The organism is Paenibacillus sp. NPDC093718 (genome assembly GCF_050279985.1).
Lineage (GTDB): Bacteria > Bacillota > Bacilli > Paenibacillales > Paenibacillaceae > Paenibacillus_AQ.
Map to the genome: position 1 here is coordinate 17,627 of NZ_JBNNUS010000018.1, position 15,227 is coordinate 32,853.

Sequence of the window (15,227 nt, forward strand, 5' to 3'; positions counted from 1 at the left end):
ATTGTATTACTATATCCAGTATAGCCCTGCAATTCAAATGAGGATTTTAGCAAATGTGAAGTAAACGTCCATCCACGTGCTTACACGAAAGATCGGGTGCATCCTCAATCCCCGTATTTCTCGGCCCATTGCTTGTGCCACTCACGATAACTTACACCCCTGATTTCCTCCAGAGTCTTCCCGTCGATAGAATAGGCAGAACGGCTATATCGCCCCGATCAGGGAACGAGGTTCCCACGATAATCTCACCCTCTGCCATCCTGCGACTAGAATACCAAAATATCACATGCTGTAGACGTAACCGGAAAAGAATATGCCTGATCCGTAACGAATCAGGCATGAACGATCGTATAGATTACAACGGCAGCAACGATACCTTCTCCCGCAATTCCAGCTTGGCCACCATATCGTTCCAGGCCTGTGGTTTCTCAGGCAGTACCGAATAGTAACGTCTCAGGAAGTTGACGATCAGCTCTGCAGGGAGCTCATCAACGGCATCATCGCCAGGCATGAAGCAGAAATCGAGCCCGCTCACCGCTTCACCATCATTATTCCAGGAAGGATGCACGTAGGCGATATCTGTGCGTTTGTAGCCAAGATGCGAGAGGACTTCGCGGCGAACGAAAGGATCCATCGGCTTCACGCCGCCGAATGCATGGTCCTGCACCCGATATGGATCGTAAATCTCGGCAAACATGCCGAACAGCTCTTTGCCGTTCGCGGCCGCCAGCTGATTCAGATCCTTTAAACGATGCTGTGCCAGGAATCGGCCGATGCCAAGCCCTTCACGCCCGATGATGGTAAAATCGGTCATCGCTACATTCCAATCCTCGTAATAGCGGTATTCCGTCGTACCCACCACTTCGTCCTCATGCAGAGCAACAAACACCCGAATACCCGGATCCTCCAACGGTTCTTTCCATAGACTGAATTCCAGCACCTCTTCCGGAGGGAACACTTCCTTCATTAGATTGTGCATTTTTCGAAACAAGGGATCGTCGATGCTTGTAATACGGATATATTCCATTAAATAAAAGCCTCCTTATATATGTAATCAAAAAAACCATTTTATATATGAAGCCAATTCATTATCGTTCCAGCGAAACTACTTCACCCACTGAACGGATTTTTCCATTCCATCAGAGCCCCATAATTGCAGGATTCCTCATCCTCCAAATACTCCGCTGCCACACCAACGGGCGTCCGGCCGCAGCGCAGCAGGAAAGTAATTACCGGATCCTTGAGATCACCCCGGATAACAGCGTCTAGATATTCCGCAGCCGACATTTCATGGGCATGCCGATGATAGCCGGGCATCCGTCCACCGCCAAGCAGTCGGTCCAGTCCCCGATTCACCGTCACATGGTACAGCGACTGAATCAGCCATTTGCCGAGTCCAAGCTTACGGAAGCGCGGTCTGACGCAAATATCGGCAATGTATAGCGTATTCCCGTCCGGCTTATGCGTCCGGATATACCCGTTATCCGTGGTATCCGCCCAGGAGTGGGCAGGCTCCATCGGATCGTAATCCACGATGAGCGAGGTGATCGACCCGGCGAGCATGCCTTCCACTTCAACGCACAGAGCGCCCTCGGGGAACAGGGTGACATGCTGCTTCAGCTGCTCCTTATTCCACAACTGCTCTTGCGGATACGGGGGCGGGAACGTCTCGGATTGGATGACGATCAGCTCGTCAAAATCCACTTCCGTGTAGCTTCGTATGACAACCGGCACCGGCCGGGCGTCGTCAAATACATAAAACTGTTGATGAAACCGGGCCATTTCCTCTACACCGCCTTTGTCCTATTTTCCTCAAGTGACGATAAACGGCTTACTCCCAATCCGGATACAAATCCGTGCGGCGATCGCGCCATGTCGTGACGGATCCCTTCTCCCGCACTTGATACAATAAATCCAGATCGAGATCGGCTGTAATGATCATGTCGTTGTTGAGCTCTCCCTCGGCCAGCAGGCCCTGCGGAGGGAACGGAATATCGTTCGGGGTAATGATGGCCGCCTGTCCGAAGTTGGCACGCATCAGATCCACGGTTGGCAGCGAGCCAACGGTACCCGTCAGCACCACATAAATTTGATTCTCAATGGCGCGGGCATGGCTGGTGTAACGAACGCGGTGGAATCCGTGACGATCATCCGTACAGGACGGACAGAAAATGACGTCGGCCCCTTTAGCCTTGGCCATGCGCACGATCTCAGGGAATTCGATGTCATAACAGGTCAGCATCGCAATGGTGCCTTTTTCTGTCTCGAACACTTCGAGCCCTTCGCCCGCTCCCATATTCCATCCGCTAATCTCCGAAGGTGTGATATGAATCTTGGCCTGCTCCGCAATGCGGCCGTCCGGATAGAACAGATGCGCTACATTGTACAGCTTCCCTTGCCGGCGAATGACGTGCGTCCCGCCAATGATATGCAGATGATATTGCTTCGCAAAGCCTTGAAACAGCTCGCGGTAACGGTCTGTGAAATCCGGAAGATCATTGATCGTCAATGCCTTGCCCTGATCATCCCCGATGGACATCAGCTGGGTCGTAAAAAATTCCGGAAACAGCACAAAGTCGGCTTCAAATTCCTCCGCCGTCCGGATATAATGCTCCGACTGACGGGCAAAATCGTCAAAGGATTGAATGGTGTGCAGATGATATTGCACGGCAGAAACGCGAAATTTCATGCTTCTCCTCCTTATGCATAGTTAGATGCTTTCATTATATCGGATTCCGAGCTTCGAGAACATGGGAACATGAAGTCGTCATCCCTTGGAAACCATAATCTTGTGAAGCGTGCTTCCAACACCCCAAACGGATATCATCAACTCGCCGTGCGACAAAGAAATCTCAATTTCTGAAAAAATACACGTCATTCATACCCACGCTTAACAATTCTCCTGTATACTGTCGTATGTAAGCCTCTTGTCTACACTATGAATCTTTAGCCTTACAAGCATATATTGCAGCCCGATTGGACTTTGGGCTGACAGCTTACAAAATTATAATGTGAGGTGTTCTGTTCACAATGATTACTCGTTCGATGGATTGGCTTCAGCAACATGACCACCTTATCTTCCGCTGGTTAAACCGCAAGATCAGCAACAAAACGGTGGATTCGATGCTCGCGCTGGTCACCCATATGGGGGGTGCTATCTTTACCATTGTGCTGACACTTTCGATAGCGTTTTTTGCACCTGAGCCGTGGAATACGATGGGGTGGCAGAGCTTTATTGCGCTTTCCCTCAGCTTCCTGATTACGGCCCTCATCAAAAGAAAGATGCGGCGCATCAGGCCCTATCTGGCACTTGAAAAGGTGCGGTTCGAAAAAAAACCGATGAAGGATCACTCGTTTCCTTCCGGGCACTCGACGGCCATCTTTTCCATTATCACGCCGTTTCTGTTCATAACGCCTTGGCTGTCATTGCTCTTGATCCTGCTGGCCCTTACGGTCAGCCTGTCACGCATTTATCTTGGCTTTCACTATCCTTCGGATTGTTTGGCCGGCTGTTTCGTCGGAACGACCTCGGCGCTGCTTATCGTGCTCAGTTAAAATACAGGCATCTCCCTCATGGCTTTACGGCTATGGATGGAATGCCTGTTTTTTGTGCTTCACTCACTTGTTTTTCCTGCCCCTCTATCCAGGCTGCTACATAGGAATTTTCACATCTTTCCCACACGTATACATTATAATTTCGCAGAAATATGAAAAAAGATTGAACCATTCCGGCTGGTAAATCGTACTAATAGTACATTCATAATAAGGAGGTATTTATTCATTGAAGAAAAGACTATCACGGATGCTGGTTACCCTACTCGCCGTTACGATGATCCTTCCGGCTGGGGTAATGGCAGCAGATAACAGCCAAGCTGCCGCTGGAGGAAGCCTTGAGAAAACCGCCGCAGAGAAAGCCAAGCTGCTCACCGGGACGTATGGAACGACAAGCGTTCAATATGCCTTGATCGACAACGGCAAGATTACAGTGTCCGGGCAAGCAGGCGTCAATGATATCGAAGGAAAGAAACCGCTGACCAAGGATACGATGTATGGCATCGGCTCCACGAGTAAAGTGTTCACCGCCGCTGCGGTAATGAAATTGGTGGATGAGGGGAAAATCAACCTGGATACACCTCTGGTTCAGTACATACCCGAATTCACGATGAAAGACGAACGTTACAAAAAAATCACGCCGCGCATGCTGCTCAACCATTCCTCCGGACTGCAAGGCGGAAGCCTGAACAATGCATTTTTGTTCGAAGATAATGACCCTCATGCACATGACACGCTGCTGAAGCAGCTGTCCACCCAAAACCTGAAAGCGGACCCGGGTGCGTTCTCCGTTTATTGTAATGATGGATTCACGCTAGCTGAGATACTGGTAGAGAAAGTGAGCGGCAAGGATTTCACCGCCTTCATTCATCAATATATTACCGAGCCATTAGATTTGGACCACACGAAGACATCCCAAGATACGTTGGATTTAAGCCAAATGGCGGGTCTGTATTTTCCTACTCACCAAGGACAGCTTCCTAACGAGACGATCAATGTGATCGGCACCGGCGGCATCTATTCTACCGCAGAAGACTTGGTGCAGTTCGCGCAGATCTTCACCGGAGAAGCCGAAGGCATTCTTTCCGACAAATCCGTTAAAGCCATGGAGCAGGAAGAATATAAAAAGGGTCTGTGGCCCGAAGATGCCGATAACTCGTTCGATTACGGTCTTGGCTGGGACAGCGTAAGACTGTTCCCATTTAACCAATATGACATGAAAGCCGTAACCAAAGGTGGGGACACCATCCTGTATCACGCTTCCCTCGTTGTTCTTCCGGAGCAGAACATGGCTGCCGCTGTATTGTCGTCCGGCGGTTCCAGCTCAACCAACCAACTGTTGGCCAATGACATTCTGCTGCAAGCGCTCAAGGAGAAAGGCACCATCAAGGAATTCAAGCCGGAAAAATCCTTCGGCAAACCGGTCAAGGCCGACATGCCTAGCGACATCGCGAAATATGCCGGTTACTATGGCGTGACGAATCAGCAGATGAAAGTCGACATCAAAGACGGTGAACTGTCCATTACCGTACCGATGGTGCCGGATTATCCTGCGGAGAAATATGTCTACACTGCGGATGGAACCTTTGTCAGCGCGGATGGCAGCACAAAGGTCAGCTTCGTCAAAGAAAAGAATGACCGCCTCTACTTATGGGTAAGGCAATATGTAACGATTCCTGGACTTGGGCAAATGGCCTTATCGCATTATACCGCCGAGAAAATGGAAGCGAACCCGTTATCCAAGGAGACCGCTGCCGCTTGGGCCAAGCGGGAAGGCGAAACGTTCTATCCATTGAACGAGAAATTCACATCGCTGATGTACTTTATTACGAAACCGACGGTTGAGATTAGCAGCAAGAGCGGTCTGGAAGGTTATATGATCGACAAAAAGATCATTGACCAGGATACCGCAGTAAGCCAGCATCAGGTTCCGGCTATCGGTAGCCGGGATACGGCCGAATTCCGCTTCTATAAAGAAAAGGGCGTAGAGTATCTCGAAGGGGCAGGCTCCCTGTTTGTGAGCGGTAAGAACGTAAAGCCGCTTTATAAAGGAAAAAAATCAACCGTCACCCTGCAAGCCGATGGTTATGCCAAATGGTACACCGTCCCTAAACAAGCTGAAGGCAAAACCATGACCGTCACCCTGCCAGCACAAGGCGCATTCGCCGTGTATGACGAAAAAGGTGCCATTGTGAACTACAGCATCGTCAGCGGCAGTAACGAAGTGAAGCTTCCTGCTAATGGAGCTGTCGTATTTGCCGGTGCCCCTGGTTCGGCATTCGGTATCACCCTGCAGCCGTAATGAAGGTGGGCAGCGGGGTAGCATGATTCCCTGTCAAGCCAAGATAACCTAAAAAAAGAAGCACCTCAACCAACGGCTCATGCCTATGGTTGAGGTGCTTTTTGCGATGAACCGGTCTTTGGCCAATTCAGTTTCGAGGACCGCTTACGTCTGCTTCGACTTGCGGGCTGCCATGGATCAACAGCTGTGTCCCCGGGCGCAGACGGACCGCGTGAAAAAGGAGTCCTTGCGTTGAGGGCTGGATGGAGACTCCCTGGCCGGACATGCTACATTCCCCTGCCCAAGGCGGCAGGGAAAGGAGGATGTGCGTCTCCCGTTCAGCCTCAAGCTTGGCGTTGAACACACCGGCATCCCGGTTCCATTCCACGGTGACCCGACCGGTATGGTATCTCCAGCCAGAGAGCCGGCCACTACGCCAACGCTCCGGCAGCGCTGGCAGGAGCTTCACCATATCCGGCGACACCTGCAGCAGCATCTCCTGTACGGCATTCACCCATCCCATGTTTGCATCGAGCTGTATCGGCGCTGCCGGCATATCCATGCATATCCCCATCCCCCTCCAATCATTATGGAGGGTAAACAAATTCGGCAGAAGACATGATTGTGCCAGTGTATCAAGACACTCCAGCGCACGATCGCCTTCCCCCAGCCGCGCGTAAATGGAAGCCATATGGGCAAGCGACCAACCGCTTTGGGCTCCAAGCCGGCGAAGACGCACCGCCTTCTCAAAAGCGACATACAGCTCCGGTGCTGATTCCCGAGTCACTTCATCACCCGGGAACAAGGGATAGATATGGGATAGATGACGGTGATCGTATCGGTCCTCAAACGCGGGATCCAGCCATTCCGCAAGGGCTCCGTCCCCGTTCGTCCGGTAAGGCGGAATGCGTTCCAGCATTCGCCTCCACCGCGCCTCCTCCAAAACTGGGCCGCCGACTAGCCCATTCGCTTGGATCAGATGGGTAAGCAGTTCCTTCATAATTGCAATATCCATCGTGGCATTGACGGTTGTCGGCATCGGGTGAGCCAGCTGCCTTCCGTCCTCCGGCATGAAATTGAGCGGCGTGTTCTCCGGCGAAACCGAAGGATACAAACGGTAGGTGCCGTCCTCACCAACGACTGCGAAGTCCTCGTAGAATTGAAGGGCTTCACGCATGAACGGCAGCGCCTCCTCCCGCAAAAACCGAATATCGCCCGTATACAGAAAATGCTCATAATAATGCCGGGCCAGCCACCCGGCCGCTCCCGTCCAGTTTAGAATGACGGGTACGATTTGATTCGGCGTTCCGATCCCTGGCGTAGTCCCGGCCGGGATGTAGATTCCGCCACAACCATACAACTTGCGGGCATTGTCGCGGAAGTCGTCCATTAGGCTGCCGTAGTAGCGGAACAGAGGGGGCACTAGTTCTCCCAAGCCTCCAACATGCGCGTGCCAATACATCATTTGGATATTCTCATTCGCCATATGGTGGCACCAGACAAGCCGGTAGTCTCCGCCCCACAAACCGTACAGTCCGAACGGCCCCGATTCGGCTGCCGTCCCGCTAATAAACAAATACCTTCCATAAGCCCACATTTTACGGACAAGCGAATCGGGCGCCTCGCCCTCGTATGCCTCCAGCAGCAGCTCCTCGTTCGAACGCACGTCCCCGCTGGTAACGTTCAGCTCCAGGGATGCGGAATGGAACAATGGACTATGAAGCTCGGCGTGGCGCTTGAGAAGCAGGTCATATTCGCAATTTTCAGGGAAGTCGCTGAGCTCGCGCTCAAGCTGCTCCCATTCCTGTTCACGTTTGCCACGGATAAAAACTTTCACCAGTGCCAGCGCCCGTCGGGCCTTAACAAACCTCAACATCGTTCCTTCATTCGTTGGCTGTAAACCTCCTTCTTCACAAATAAGCCGCAGCACGGCCCCGAAATCTGTACCGTCATCATTGCGGCCGGCGTACCGGATAAACGTCCCTTTCGCCGAAGTGACCACGGATTCAGCCAGTTCCTTGAATTCCGGCGTATCCCCCCATCGGTCGCTTGGATAGAGCGCCAGTCCAATCTCTCCCGAAATACAGTGACTCGTCCCGGCTTGAACCTCGAGATCCCTACCGATCCCTTTCCTGCCCTCAGGGACTTCTTGGTTAGCACATCCCTCGGAGCCAATCTCGTAAACGATGGCCCTATCTGCACGGGAGACGAACAACCGCCTTACGTATCGGATTGAACCGTCCGTCCAGCCTACCGAAACCTCACCGGTCTCCATATTAAGGGTTCTTCGGTAATGGCGGAACGCCCGTGTGCAGGGCATGAACAGTTTAATCGCCGCCAGCGGGAAGCGGGAGGCCAGCCTCGTCCCGTATCCCCGCTCCCGTAAAGCGTTCGCCAAGTTCCAGCTGCCCTCCGCATAGTGTCCTTCATCCATCAGCCTGCGCGTTTCGGCGAGCGTCATGCTCACATCCGGCAGCGGATCCTTCCGGCCCCAATGCCACAATCCCTCATGATTCAGCAGCACCGTCTCTTCCTGCACGCCCCCGAATACCGAGGCCCCGACAATCCCATTGCCTGAGGGTAACCCCTCACGCCACATATTACGCCACCAAGATGCGGGATACCTCATGGTTAACATGTTCTCTTGACTCATCCCCGATGCCCGACCTCGTCCCCCGCCTGCAGCCTCTCCATTTCGATGCTGGCCAGCAGGAGCGGAGCGACGCCCATAAGCGAGTCACTGACTACCTTTTCACTCAAATAATACTCGTATGATCCGTCACGGTATTTGCGTCCGCCTAATCCCGCGCCATGGCAAATGCCGTGAAGGTGCAGTCCTTCCGCATCGGCGGTGAGAAAACGTTTCTTGATCCCGTCATAAGCACGTTCGACCACCCCGATGTCGATCTCGGCCAAATAATGAAGCCGAATGCCTTTGGCCAAGGCATAGGTCAACATGCAGGAACCCGAAGCCTCCAAATAATTGCCCTGCCGTCCGTTGCAGTCCATCACCTGATACCACAGCCCGCTGTCTTGATCCTGGGCGCGTACGAGTGCATTAGCCATTCGTTCGAAAATGCCCATCAGCTGGCCGCGCTGCGGATGCCTAACGGGGAAATGCTCCAGTGAGTCCACGAGCGCCATCGCATACCAGCCCATGGCCCGCCCCCACACATGGCGCGAGCGGCCCGTTTCCGTGTCGCACCAGCGCTGCTCCCGGCTCTCATCATAAGCATGATGCAGCAGGCCCGTCTGCGGATTCCGCGTGCGCCGCTCGATGAGCAGCAGTTGACGGGCCGCTTCGTCGAACCATTCCGGCGCATCAAACGTTTCTGCGTACTCCGCCATAAACGGTGACGACATATAGAGGCCGTCCAGCCACATCTGAAACGGATAGATTTTCTTATGCCAAAATCCGCCTTCGTCTGTCCGCGGCTGTCCAACCAGCTGAGATGCCAGCAGCTCGGCAGCCCTGCGGTATTTCTCTTCTCCTGTCGTGCGCCACAAGGGCAGCAGATTCTTGCCTTTATTGATGTGATCGAGATTATAGTCCTCGAGTGTATAGCCTGCTATCGTCCCGTCTTCTTGTATGAAGACGTCCATATGCCGCTTGACTGCTTCATTATAGCGCTCCTCACCCGTCCATTCGGCCAGGCGGCCCAGTGCACTCAAAGCCATGCCCGCCACGTAGCCCCATTTGTTGGCGATATTCGGATGGTATCCGTCCACGCAAGCGGACAAGATCGTCTCTGCCACCCGAATCGGTATTCGTTCCAGGACTGTAACTTCAGCCACGGTTGACCACTCCCTCTCCTTCGCTTTAGACCGACTGAAGCGGCAGCGAATCGAAATCTTCCGGCATGTCGACCAAATACAAATTGCCATAACCATTTTTATCGCTTGTAAACAACACTCGTTTACCGTCCGGATCAAAACGCGGATGCGCGTGCACCTTCTGGGAATGAAAACTGCATCGTAGCTCGCACAGCATCCTCGGCCCTTGGTAAACTCCTTTAGCGTCTTTACGCCATACGGAGAGAGTTTTGACCGCCCCTTTGCCGTCGACAACGGCCTGACCGAGGCCATCCGCATACGCATGCCACGTATCAAACCCGAAATCCGTCTCTTCCTTGGCCGTATTGTCATACCGGATGCTTCCGAAGAAATTGGTTCCATCCGTACGGAAGCCATGGTAACCAATTGTAACGCCGTCAGGATAAAAAAACTCATGGCCTACCTTTTCTCCAGGTTCAAGGCGCTGACGAATTCTCCAGGCCTCTCCACTCCGAAGATCCAGGCCCCATATCCGGTGATCAACCAATTGCCAAGGCCCTTCGTGGCAAAAGGTGATCAACCATGGTTCAACGGGTGACGCATTAATATGGGTTATAAAGCGATGGGCTTCATATAGGGTTTCCGGCTGCGACTGCCCTTCCGAATCGATCCGCACGATCCGGCTGTGAGGAGCTGCCTCCATCAACTCCCTATGGCCGACATAGCCATTGCCGAGGTCTAGCTGCATGCGATGGGACAGATCCTCCTGTATGCAGGTGACGATCGAGCGACCATCGGCAGGACAGCTCAGGTTGCCGATGTTGTACCCCTCTGGAGCTTCGTAGACAAGCTCTTCCTCCAATGTTGTCAGATCAAGGCGGCGTACGCTCCGACCCGTTTTGACGAAGGCGGCCCGGCCATCCGGTAACAGACAGGCATCCACAAAATCATTGTCCGGGTAATCCGTCAGCTGAAGCATTTCGCCGCTGTTAACATCCATGCTGTACAAGTTCGAACTGTTTTCCCTATCCGATACGAACAACAGCCGCTTGCCGCCGTCATACCATCCGTTCTCTGTAAAATATAGATGATGACTATGAGCCTTATAGTCGGTCAGCTGCACCACTTCGACTCCGGTCAATCGGTCGCGATACTGCTTACGTTCCGGCTTCCACACCGTTCCCTTGGCCATATTCAGCCCTCCTGTCCGCAAGTTGTACAAGCCGAAGCCGAAGCTAAAGCCACGGCTTCAGCCCCTCCCACTGCACCGTCCAGCCGCTTGCCGGAAATCCCGGACAGCGCAGTTCCTCTTCTCCTTCCCAGCCGCAGGCCATCATGGCCACCGCCGTAAGCAGTCCGCCATTACCCGGCAAATAAGCAGACAGACCCGGTCGCTGATAGTTATGCCCGTTTGGCAAATACGTGTTTTTCATTTCATCCATTAACAGAAAATCGACGGCCAGATCTTGCTCGCCGAGCCGAGCAGCGGTCATGGCGCATACGGGAAAATCCCATCCCCAGGCCGATTCCCACTTCCAACCGTCCTTGACCTTCCACAATGTACGCCGCATCGTTTCCCGGTCGACAAGCTTGCCTGGAAGCACGCCTAATGCGCAGAGCATGGACGGATGGTCATGGTTCTTCTCCGTAAACGTATCCGGAGCCAACTCATGCGCCAGGTAAACGCCGTCGAGTCGGGGCGGTGCCGCCAGATTGCTTGCCACCTCAACCCAGCGCGGATTCGGCTGGATACCCAATCGATCAGCCCACTTTATAGCGATATCAAGGCCAAAATTCCAATACTCCAGCTCATAAGGCGGATTCGCGCTTGCGTTCATCGGATGGCATTCTTGAGCCGGAATGAGCGGCGGTCCGAGATCGAAGGCATCTCTTGACTCATTCCAGTGGGCATAGGAAACCATAAAGTCAGCCGATTCAAAGACGATGTCACGGAACCGGCGCAGCGTTTCTTGTGTCGGGTCGGCCTTGTAGCACAGTTCCGCCATGGCGATCGGGTGCGGCTGCTGCCAGATCAAGCCCGGAGCGACCGGCGAGGGGCACGGGATGCCGTCAAAACCGACCATTTTCGGCCAGCGCGCTCCCTCGTATCCCTGCGACAACGCCAGTTCGCGAGCGACCGGCAGTATGCCGTTGTACCAGTCCAAACTTCTCCGCAGGATGGAAGCCCGGCCCCACAGCGCGAAATGGGCGGCATGCCACCAATGCATCTCCAAATGCGATTTGCCAAACCAGCTGTTATACATAAGACCAGTCTCCTGGGGCGGCATCGAGCCCCCGCTGTGAATGGCGCATAACCATTGCGACAAGACGACGCGGCGCTCCAGCTCAAAGGCTCGCGGATCGGAGCTGCCCGCGAAGCTGACTGCGCCGCCGCTCTGCCAAAACGATTCCCAATGCCGGATGCTCGCCGAAACAATAGCTTCAAAGTCGGCCACACCAGGCGACCCAGCCGCATAACCGACGGAAAACGTCAGATCATCCGGTGATTCATTGGGGGATTCATCCGGAGACTCGCCGGGATACAGCGTGAATTCATGTGTTTCCGTCTGCTCCAGCCGGCCAATATTCCAATGCCAGCGGATTGCATAACGCTCCTCGTCCAGCATCCGCTCCATCAGGGCCGTTCCTTTCTCCTGTCGAACGAGAACGGTATCATGTCGTTGATCGTTTTCCCAATCGGGAAACACCGATTTCGCCCAAGCCGAATGAGTCATATCCGGTGCGGGGAAGCGGATGAATACCTGAAGCCGCCCTTCGCGGATAAGGGGCGAGATCACCCGCACGCCCAAAATATCAGCTTCAGGGTGGCACGCCGTCGTAACTTCGACCGGAACGCCGCGAATTTCGAACTTGCTCGATAGAATACCCGTCCACAGATCGAGTTTTTGACGGAATTGGCCTGCATCGCTGTAACCGAGCTCTTCTCCCGCTTCGTCCAGAAATCGGAACGACAGCCGGCCTAGGTGAAGACGGTGGGGATTTTGCCGCAGCCATTGGTAAGCTTCCGGCTTATCCCCCGGCTTCATCGGGTAGCCGACCTGCCGGCCATGGGTCTCGAACATCTGCAACGCTGCATCCTTCGCGGAGAACCTTCCGCGCCCCCCTGTAAAATGCCAGCCCCAGTTCGACTGGGTGCCAAGCGGCACCTCATATTGTTCAGGAAATGTCTGCAGCCCGGTAATATCGGCGGTAAACGCGAATTCCCCGTTGCCTACAGACAGTGGCGAAAGCGGATCCAACCTGTCGAATTCAGGATTATGCCGCCAAACAATCTGCTTTCTCTCCATTTCCATAGCTCCTCCCTTCCCGGCTCCTTCATTCAAACAAGGCATCTATCCGGGTTCTCATCATATCCCGGTATTTGCCCGGGGTGATATCCTTGAATTTGCGGAAGCTGCGAATGAAGCTATTTTCATGCTGGTAGCCGACCATTTGGGCGATATCGGATATTTTGCGGTCGGTTTTGACCAGCAGCTCGCTAGCCCGCTCCATCCGCAGCCGGGTTAAGTAGTTATAGATCGTTTCGTTTGTCTCCTGCTTAAACAGCTGGCTGGCCAAGCTGCTGCTGATGCCGGTCGATTCCGCAATTTCCGGAATGCCGATCGGATCGCCGAGGTGCTGCTCCATGAATTCGATCATCCGCTGGCACATCAAGAAATCCTTGCTGCCGATTAAACGGCGGTAGCGGTCGGCCAAGGCCGAAATCAGGCCAGAAAGCTCCGCCTCGATATCTTCGATGTACAGCGTGCCCAGCCGACCGGCCGGATCCCCCTCGGGACCATCGCCCTCTGGACATATCCCTTTTAGACGTTCCAGCAGCGCCTGAAGCAAGGCAAGCGCCTCCGAAGGATACCAGTAACGGCTGCGGATATCGCCAATAATACGCCCCAGCAGGTCTATAGCCCGCTCCCCATCACCGGTCTCCACAGCAGTCATCAGCTCCCGTACGCCATCTTCCTGCGGCTGCATATCCGTCACTTCGTGACTGGATACATCCTGAAACGGCACGAGCTGACCATACCCTTTATATAAACGGTAGGTTAACGCATTCTCCGCTTCCAGCATGGCCTGCTTTAACCGGCAAACCTCACTCTGCGGCATGCTCACACCGGCGGATACACTGAATTTCAGCAGACGGGACACCGTTTCGATCGCCTCGGCCAGCGGAGGCCGAGTTTCGCCGCTCCGCGGTTGAAGCAGGATAGCCATCCGGTCCGCCCCGAAATCGGCGCAGGCCACCCTCCATTCGGGCTCATGCAGCTCTGCCATGATATTGGCCAGGGCAAACTTCAGCAGCGAGTGGTCACTGGCCGGAAACCTGCGCGACCACGAATCATAGCGGTCAATCGACAGCACCGCTACCGTGACGGGCGCATCCGTCCATTCCGCAAAGTACCGTCTCCACTTCTCGCGGATTTCGCGTCTGCCGCTCATATGACCGGAGTGAATGTCATACAGAAACTTGGAAGCCGCATCGGATATCGTCTCGCGGATCAGCTGAGATAGGTGCGCATGATTGCTGAGCAGTTCGCCGGCCAGCTTTTCCAGATCAATGCGATCCGGGCTGGTCGCCTTCCCGTTATAGGCGCTGAACAGCTGCTTTAGCCTGCGCACCGGGCGGAAGGCCGCGGAGTTTACATACAGAATGGTCAGCACGCCGAGCGCAAGTGCCGCCACCGATACATACAGCACCGTGTCGCGCACCTTTTTGGACTGTGCAAGCAAACTGTCTTGGGAGACGATGGATACATATTTCCATCCGGTCAGCGGCGATTCGATCTGATTGACCAGCAGCTTCCGCCCCTCATGGAAAAAATCGCCGTAGTGGTCTTCCTTCAGCTCATACAGTGCCTGCCTCACCGCTTCCGGTTTGAATTCCGAATTCGAAACCGAATAAAGAATGTTATTATTTTGGTCCACGATGTACCGCATGCTGTCCAACTGCGACAGTGCCGGCGGATTCAATTTCGCGAACAGTTCAGCATCCAGCAAATTGACCGCCACGACGCCTCTTAATCGGCCCTGGATCATGATTTTGCGGAACAGCGTCAGCTCTGACCCTTTATTGCCCGCTCCCTCGGGGACATGCCTTTTGCGGATCATCATCATGTCGTCTCCGAATTCGTCAGCGATACCGGTCCACTCGGAATCCACGAATGTGAGCTTGCTCGAGCTGTATCCCTGCGGAAGCGAAATAAAGCTCCCCCGCTCGACATCGTATACGTATATGCTGTTAATGTATTTTGAATTGCTGATCCAGGTTGAGAGCAGTCGGTACAATGTCGATATATTGGACACCGAGTTCTGATTCTCGCTAGTCAGAAAATCGTAGATATAGTCATTCACTGCGACCTGGACCGCAATCTTGTCGCTCTCCCGGATCAAATCGTCGATATATTTCATACTGATCTGCAGCATTTGGTGCTGCGGCTCGCTGAGCTCTTCCTGAAGCACCGATTTGGAGGTGTAATATGATGTCAGGCTGACGGCCAAAATGATCATAAAAACGGAAACGGTCAAAATGAGCACCAGCCGCGCTTGCGTATGGGCCAGCGTGTATTTCAGCCACTTGCCGATCGATAGGAACATATCAACCCCC

At 53.7% G+C, this 15,227-nt stretch carries 10 protein-coding genes; 2 read left to right on the forward strand and 8 right to left on the reverse strand.

Translation table 11 applies throughout. The annotated features are described in order from the left end of the window. Positions 1-355: 355 nt before the first annotated feature. The 3 genes from ACQKPA_RS31415 to ACQKPA_RS31425 all read right to left on the reverse strand — a co-directional run bounded on the left by ACQKPA_RS31415 (position 356) and on the right by ACQKPA_RS31425 (position 2,689). Positions 356-1,027 carry a GNAT family N-acetyltransferase gene (locus tag ACQKPA_RS31415; protein ID WP_113061229.1) on the reverse strand — a complete coding sequence of 224 codons (672 nt, stop codon included), beginning with the start codon at positions 1,025-1,027 and terminating at the stop codon, positions 356-358. Between the two features lie 83 nt (positions 1,028-1,110). Next, positions 1,111-1,782, reverse strand: a complete 672-nt coding sequence (locus ACQKPA_RS31420; RefSeq protein ID WP_427496238.1) for a GNAT family N-acetyltransferase — start codon at positions 1,780-1,782, stop codon at positions 1,111-1,113. A gap of 49 nt (positions 1,783-1,831) precedes the next feature. Further along, entirely contained in the window at positions 1,832-2,689 is an 858-nt protein-coding gene (locus ACQKPA_RS31425; RefSeq protein WP_427496239.1) for a carbon-nitrogen hydrolase family protein, read from the reverse strand. A 341-nt stretch (positions 2,690-3,030) separates the two neighbouring features. Between ACQKPA_RS31425 and ACQKPA_RS31430 the strand changes: the two genes are divergently transcribed. Next, on the forward strand, positions 3,031-3,555 hold the full coding sequence (locus tag ACQKPA_RS31430; protein WP_071221142.1) for a phosphatase PAP2 family protein: 525 nt from the start codon (positions 3,031-3,033) through the stop codon (positions 3,553-3,555). Between the two features lie 226 nt (positions 3,556-3,781). Further along, the gene (locus ACQKPA_RS31435) at positions 3,782-5,854 is read left to right on the forward strand and encodes a serine hydrolase domain-containing protein (RefSeq protein WP_427496240.1); all 2,073 of its coding nucleotides are present in this window, start codon (positions 3,782-3,784) and stop codon (positions 5,852-5,854) included. Positions 5,855-5,981: 127 nt separating this feature from the next. On the opposite strand, the gene ACQKPA_RS31440 is transcribed toward ACQKPA_RS31435, so the two are convergent. From ACQKPA_RS31440 to ACQKPA_RS31460, 5 genes are read right to left on the reverse strand one after another with little or no spacing between them, the layout of a single operon-like run. After that, positions 5,982-8,432 carry a glycosyl hydrolase family 95 catalytic domain-containing protein gene (locus tag ACQKPA_RS31440; RefSeq protein WP_427496241.1) on the reverse strand — a complete coding sequence of 817 codons (2,451 nt, stop codon included), beginning with the start codon at positions 8,430-8,432 and terminating at the stop codon, positions 5,982-5,984. 50 nt (positions 8,433-8,482) lie between these two features. Next, positions 8,483-9,628, reverse strand: coding sequence for a glycoside hydrolase family 88/105 protein (locus ACQKPA_RS31445; protein WP_427496242.1), 1,146 nt, complete (start codon positions 9,626-9,628; stop codon positions 8,483-8,485). A 25-nt stretch (positions 9,629-9,653) separates the two neighbouring features. Then, a complete protein-coding gene (locus ACQKPA_RS31450; RefSeq protein ID WP_427496243.1) occupies positions 9,654-10,799 on the reverse strand; it encodes an oligogalacturonate lyase family protein in 1,146 nt (381 codons plus the stop codon). Positions 10,800-10,842: 43 nt separating this feature from the next. Then, on the reverse strand, positions 10,843-12,921 hold the full coding sequence (locus ACQKPA_RS31455; protein ID WP_427496244.1) for a glycoside hydrolase family 65: 2,079 nt from the start codon (positions 12,919-12,921) through the stop codon (positions 10,843-10,845). Positions 12,922-12,943: 22 nt separating this feature from the next. Then, the gene (locus ACQKPA_RS31460) at positions 12,944-15,217 is read right to left on the reverse strand and encodes a helix-turn-helix domain-containing protein (RefSeq protein WP_427496245.1); all 2,274 of its coding nucleotides are present in this window, start codon (positions 15,215-15,217) and stop codon (positions 12,944-12,946) included. Between the last annotated feature and the right edge of the window lie 10 nt (positions 15,218-15,227).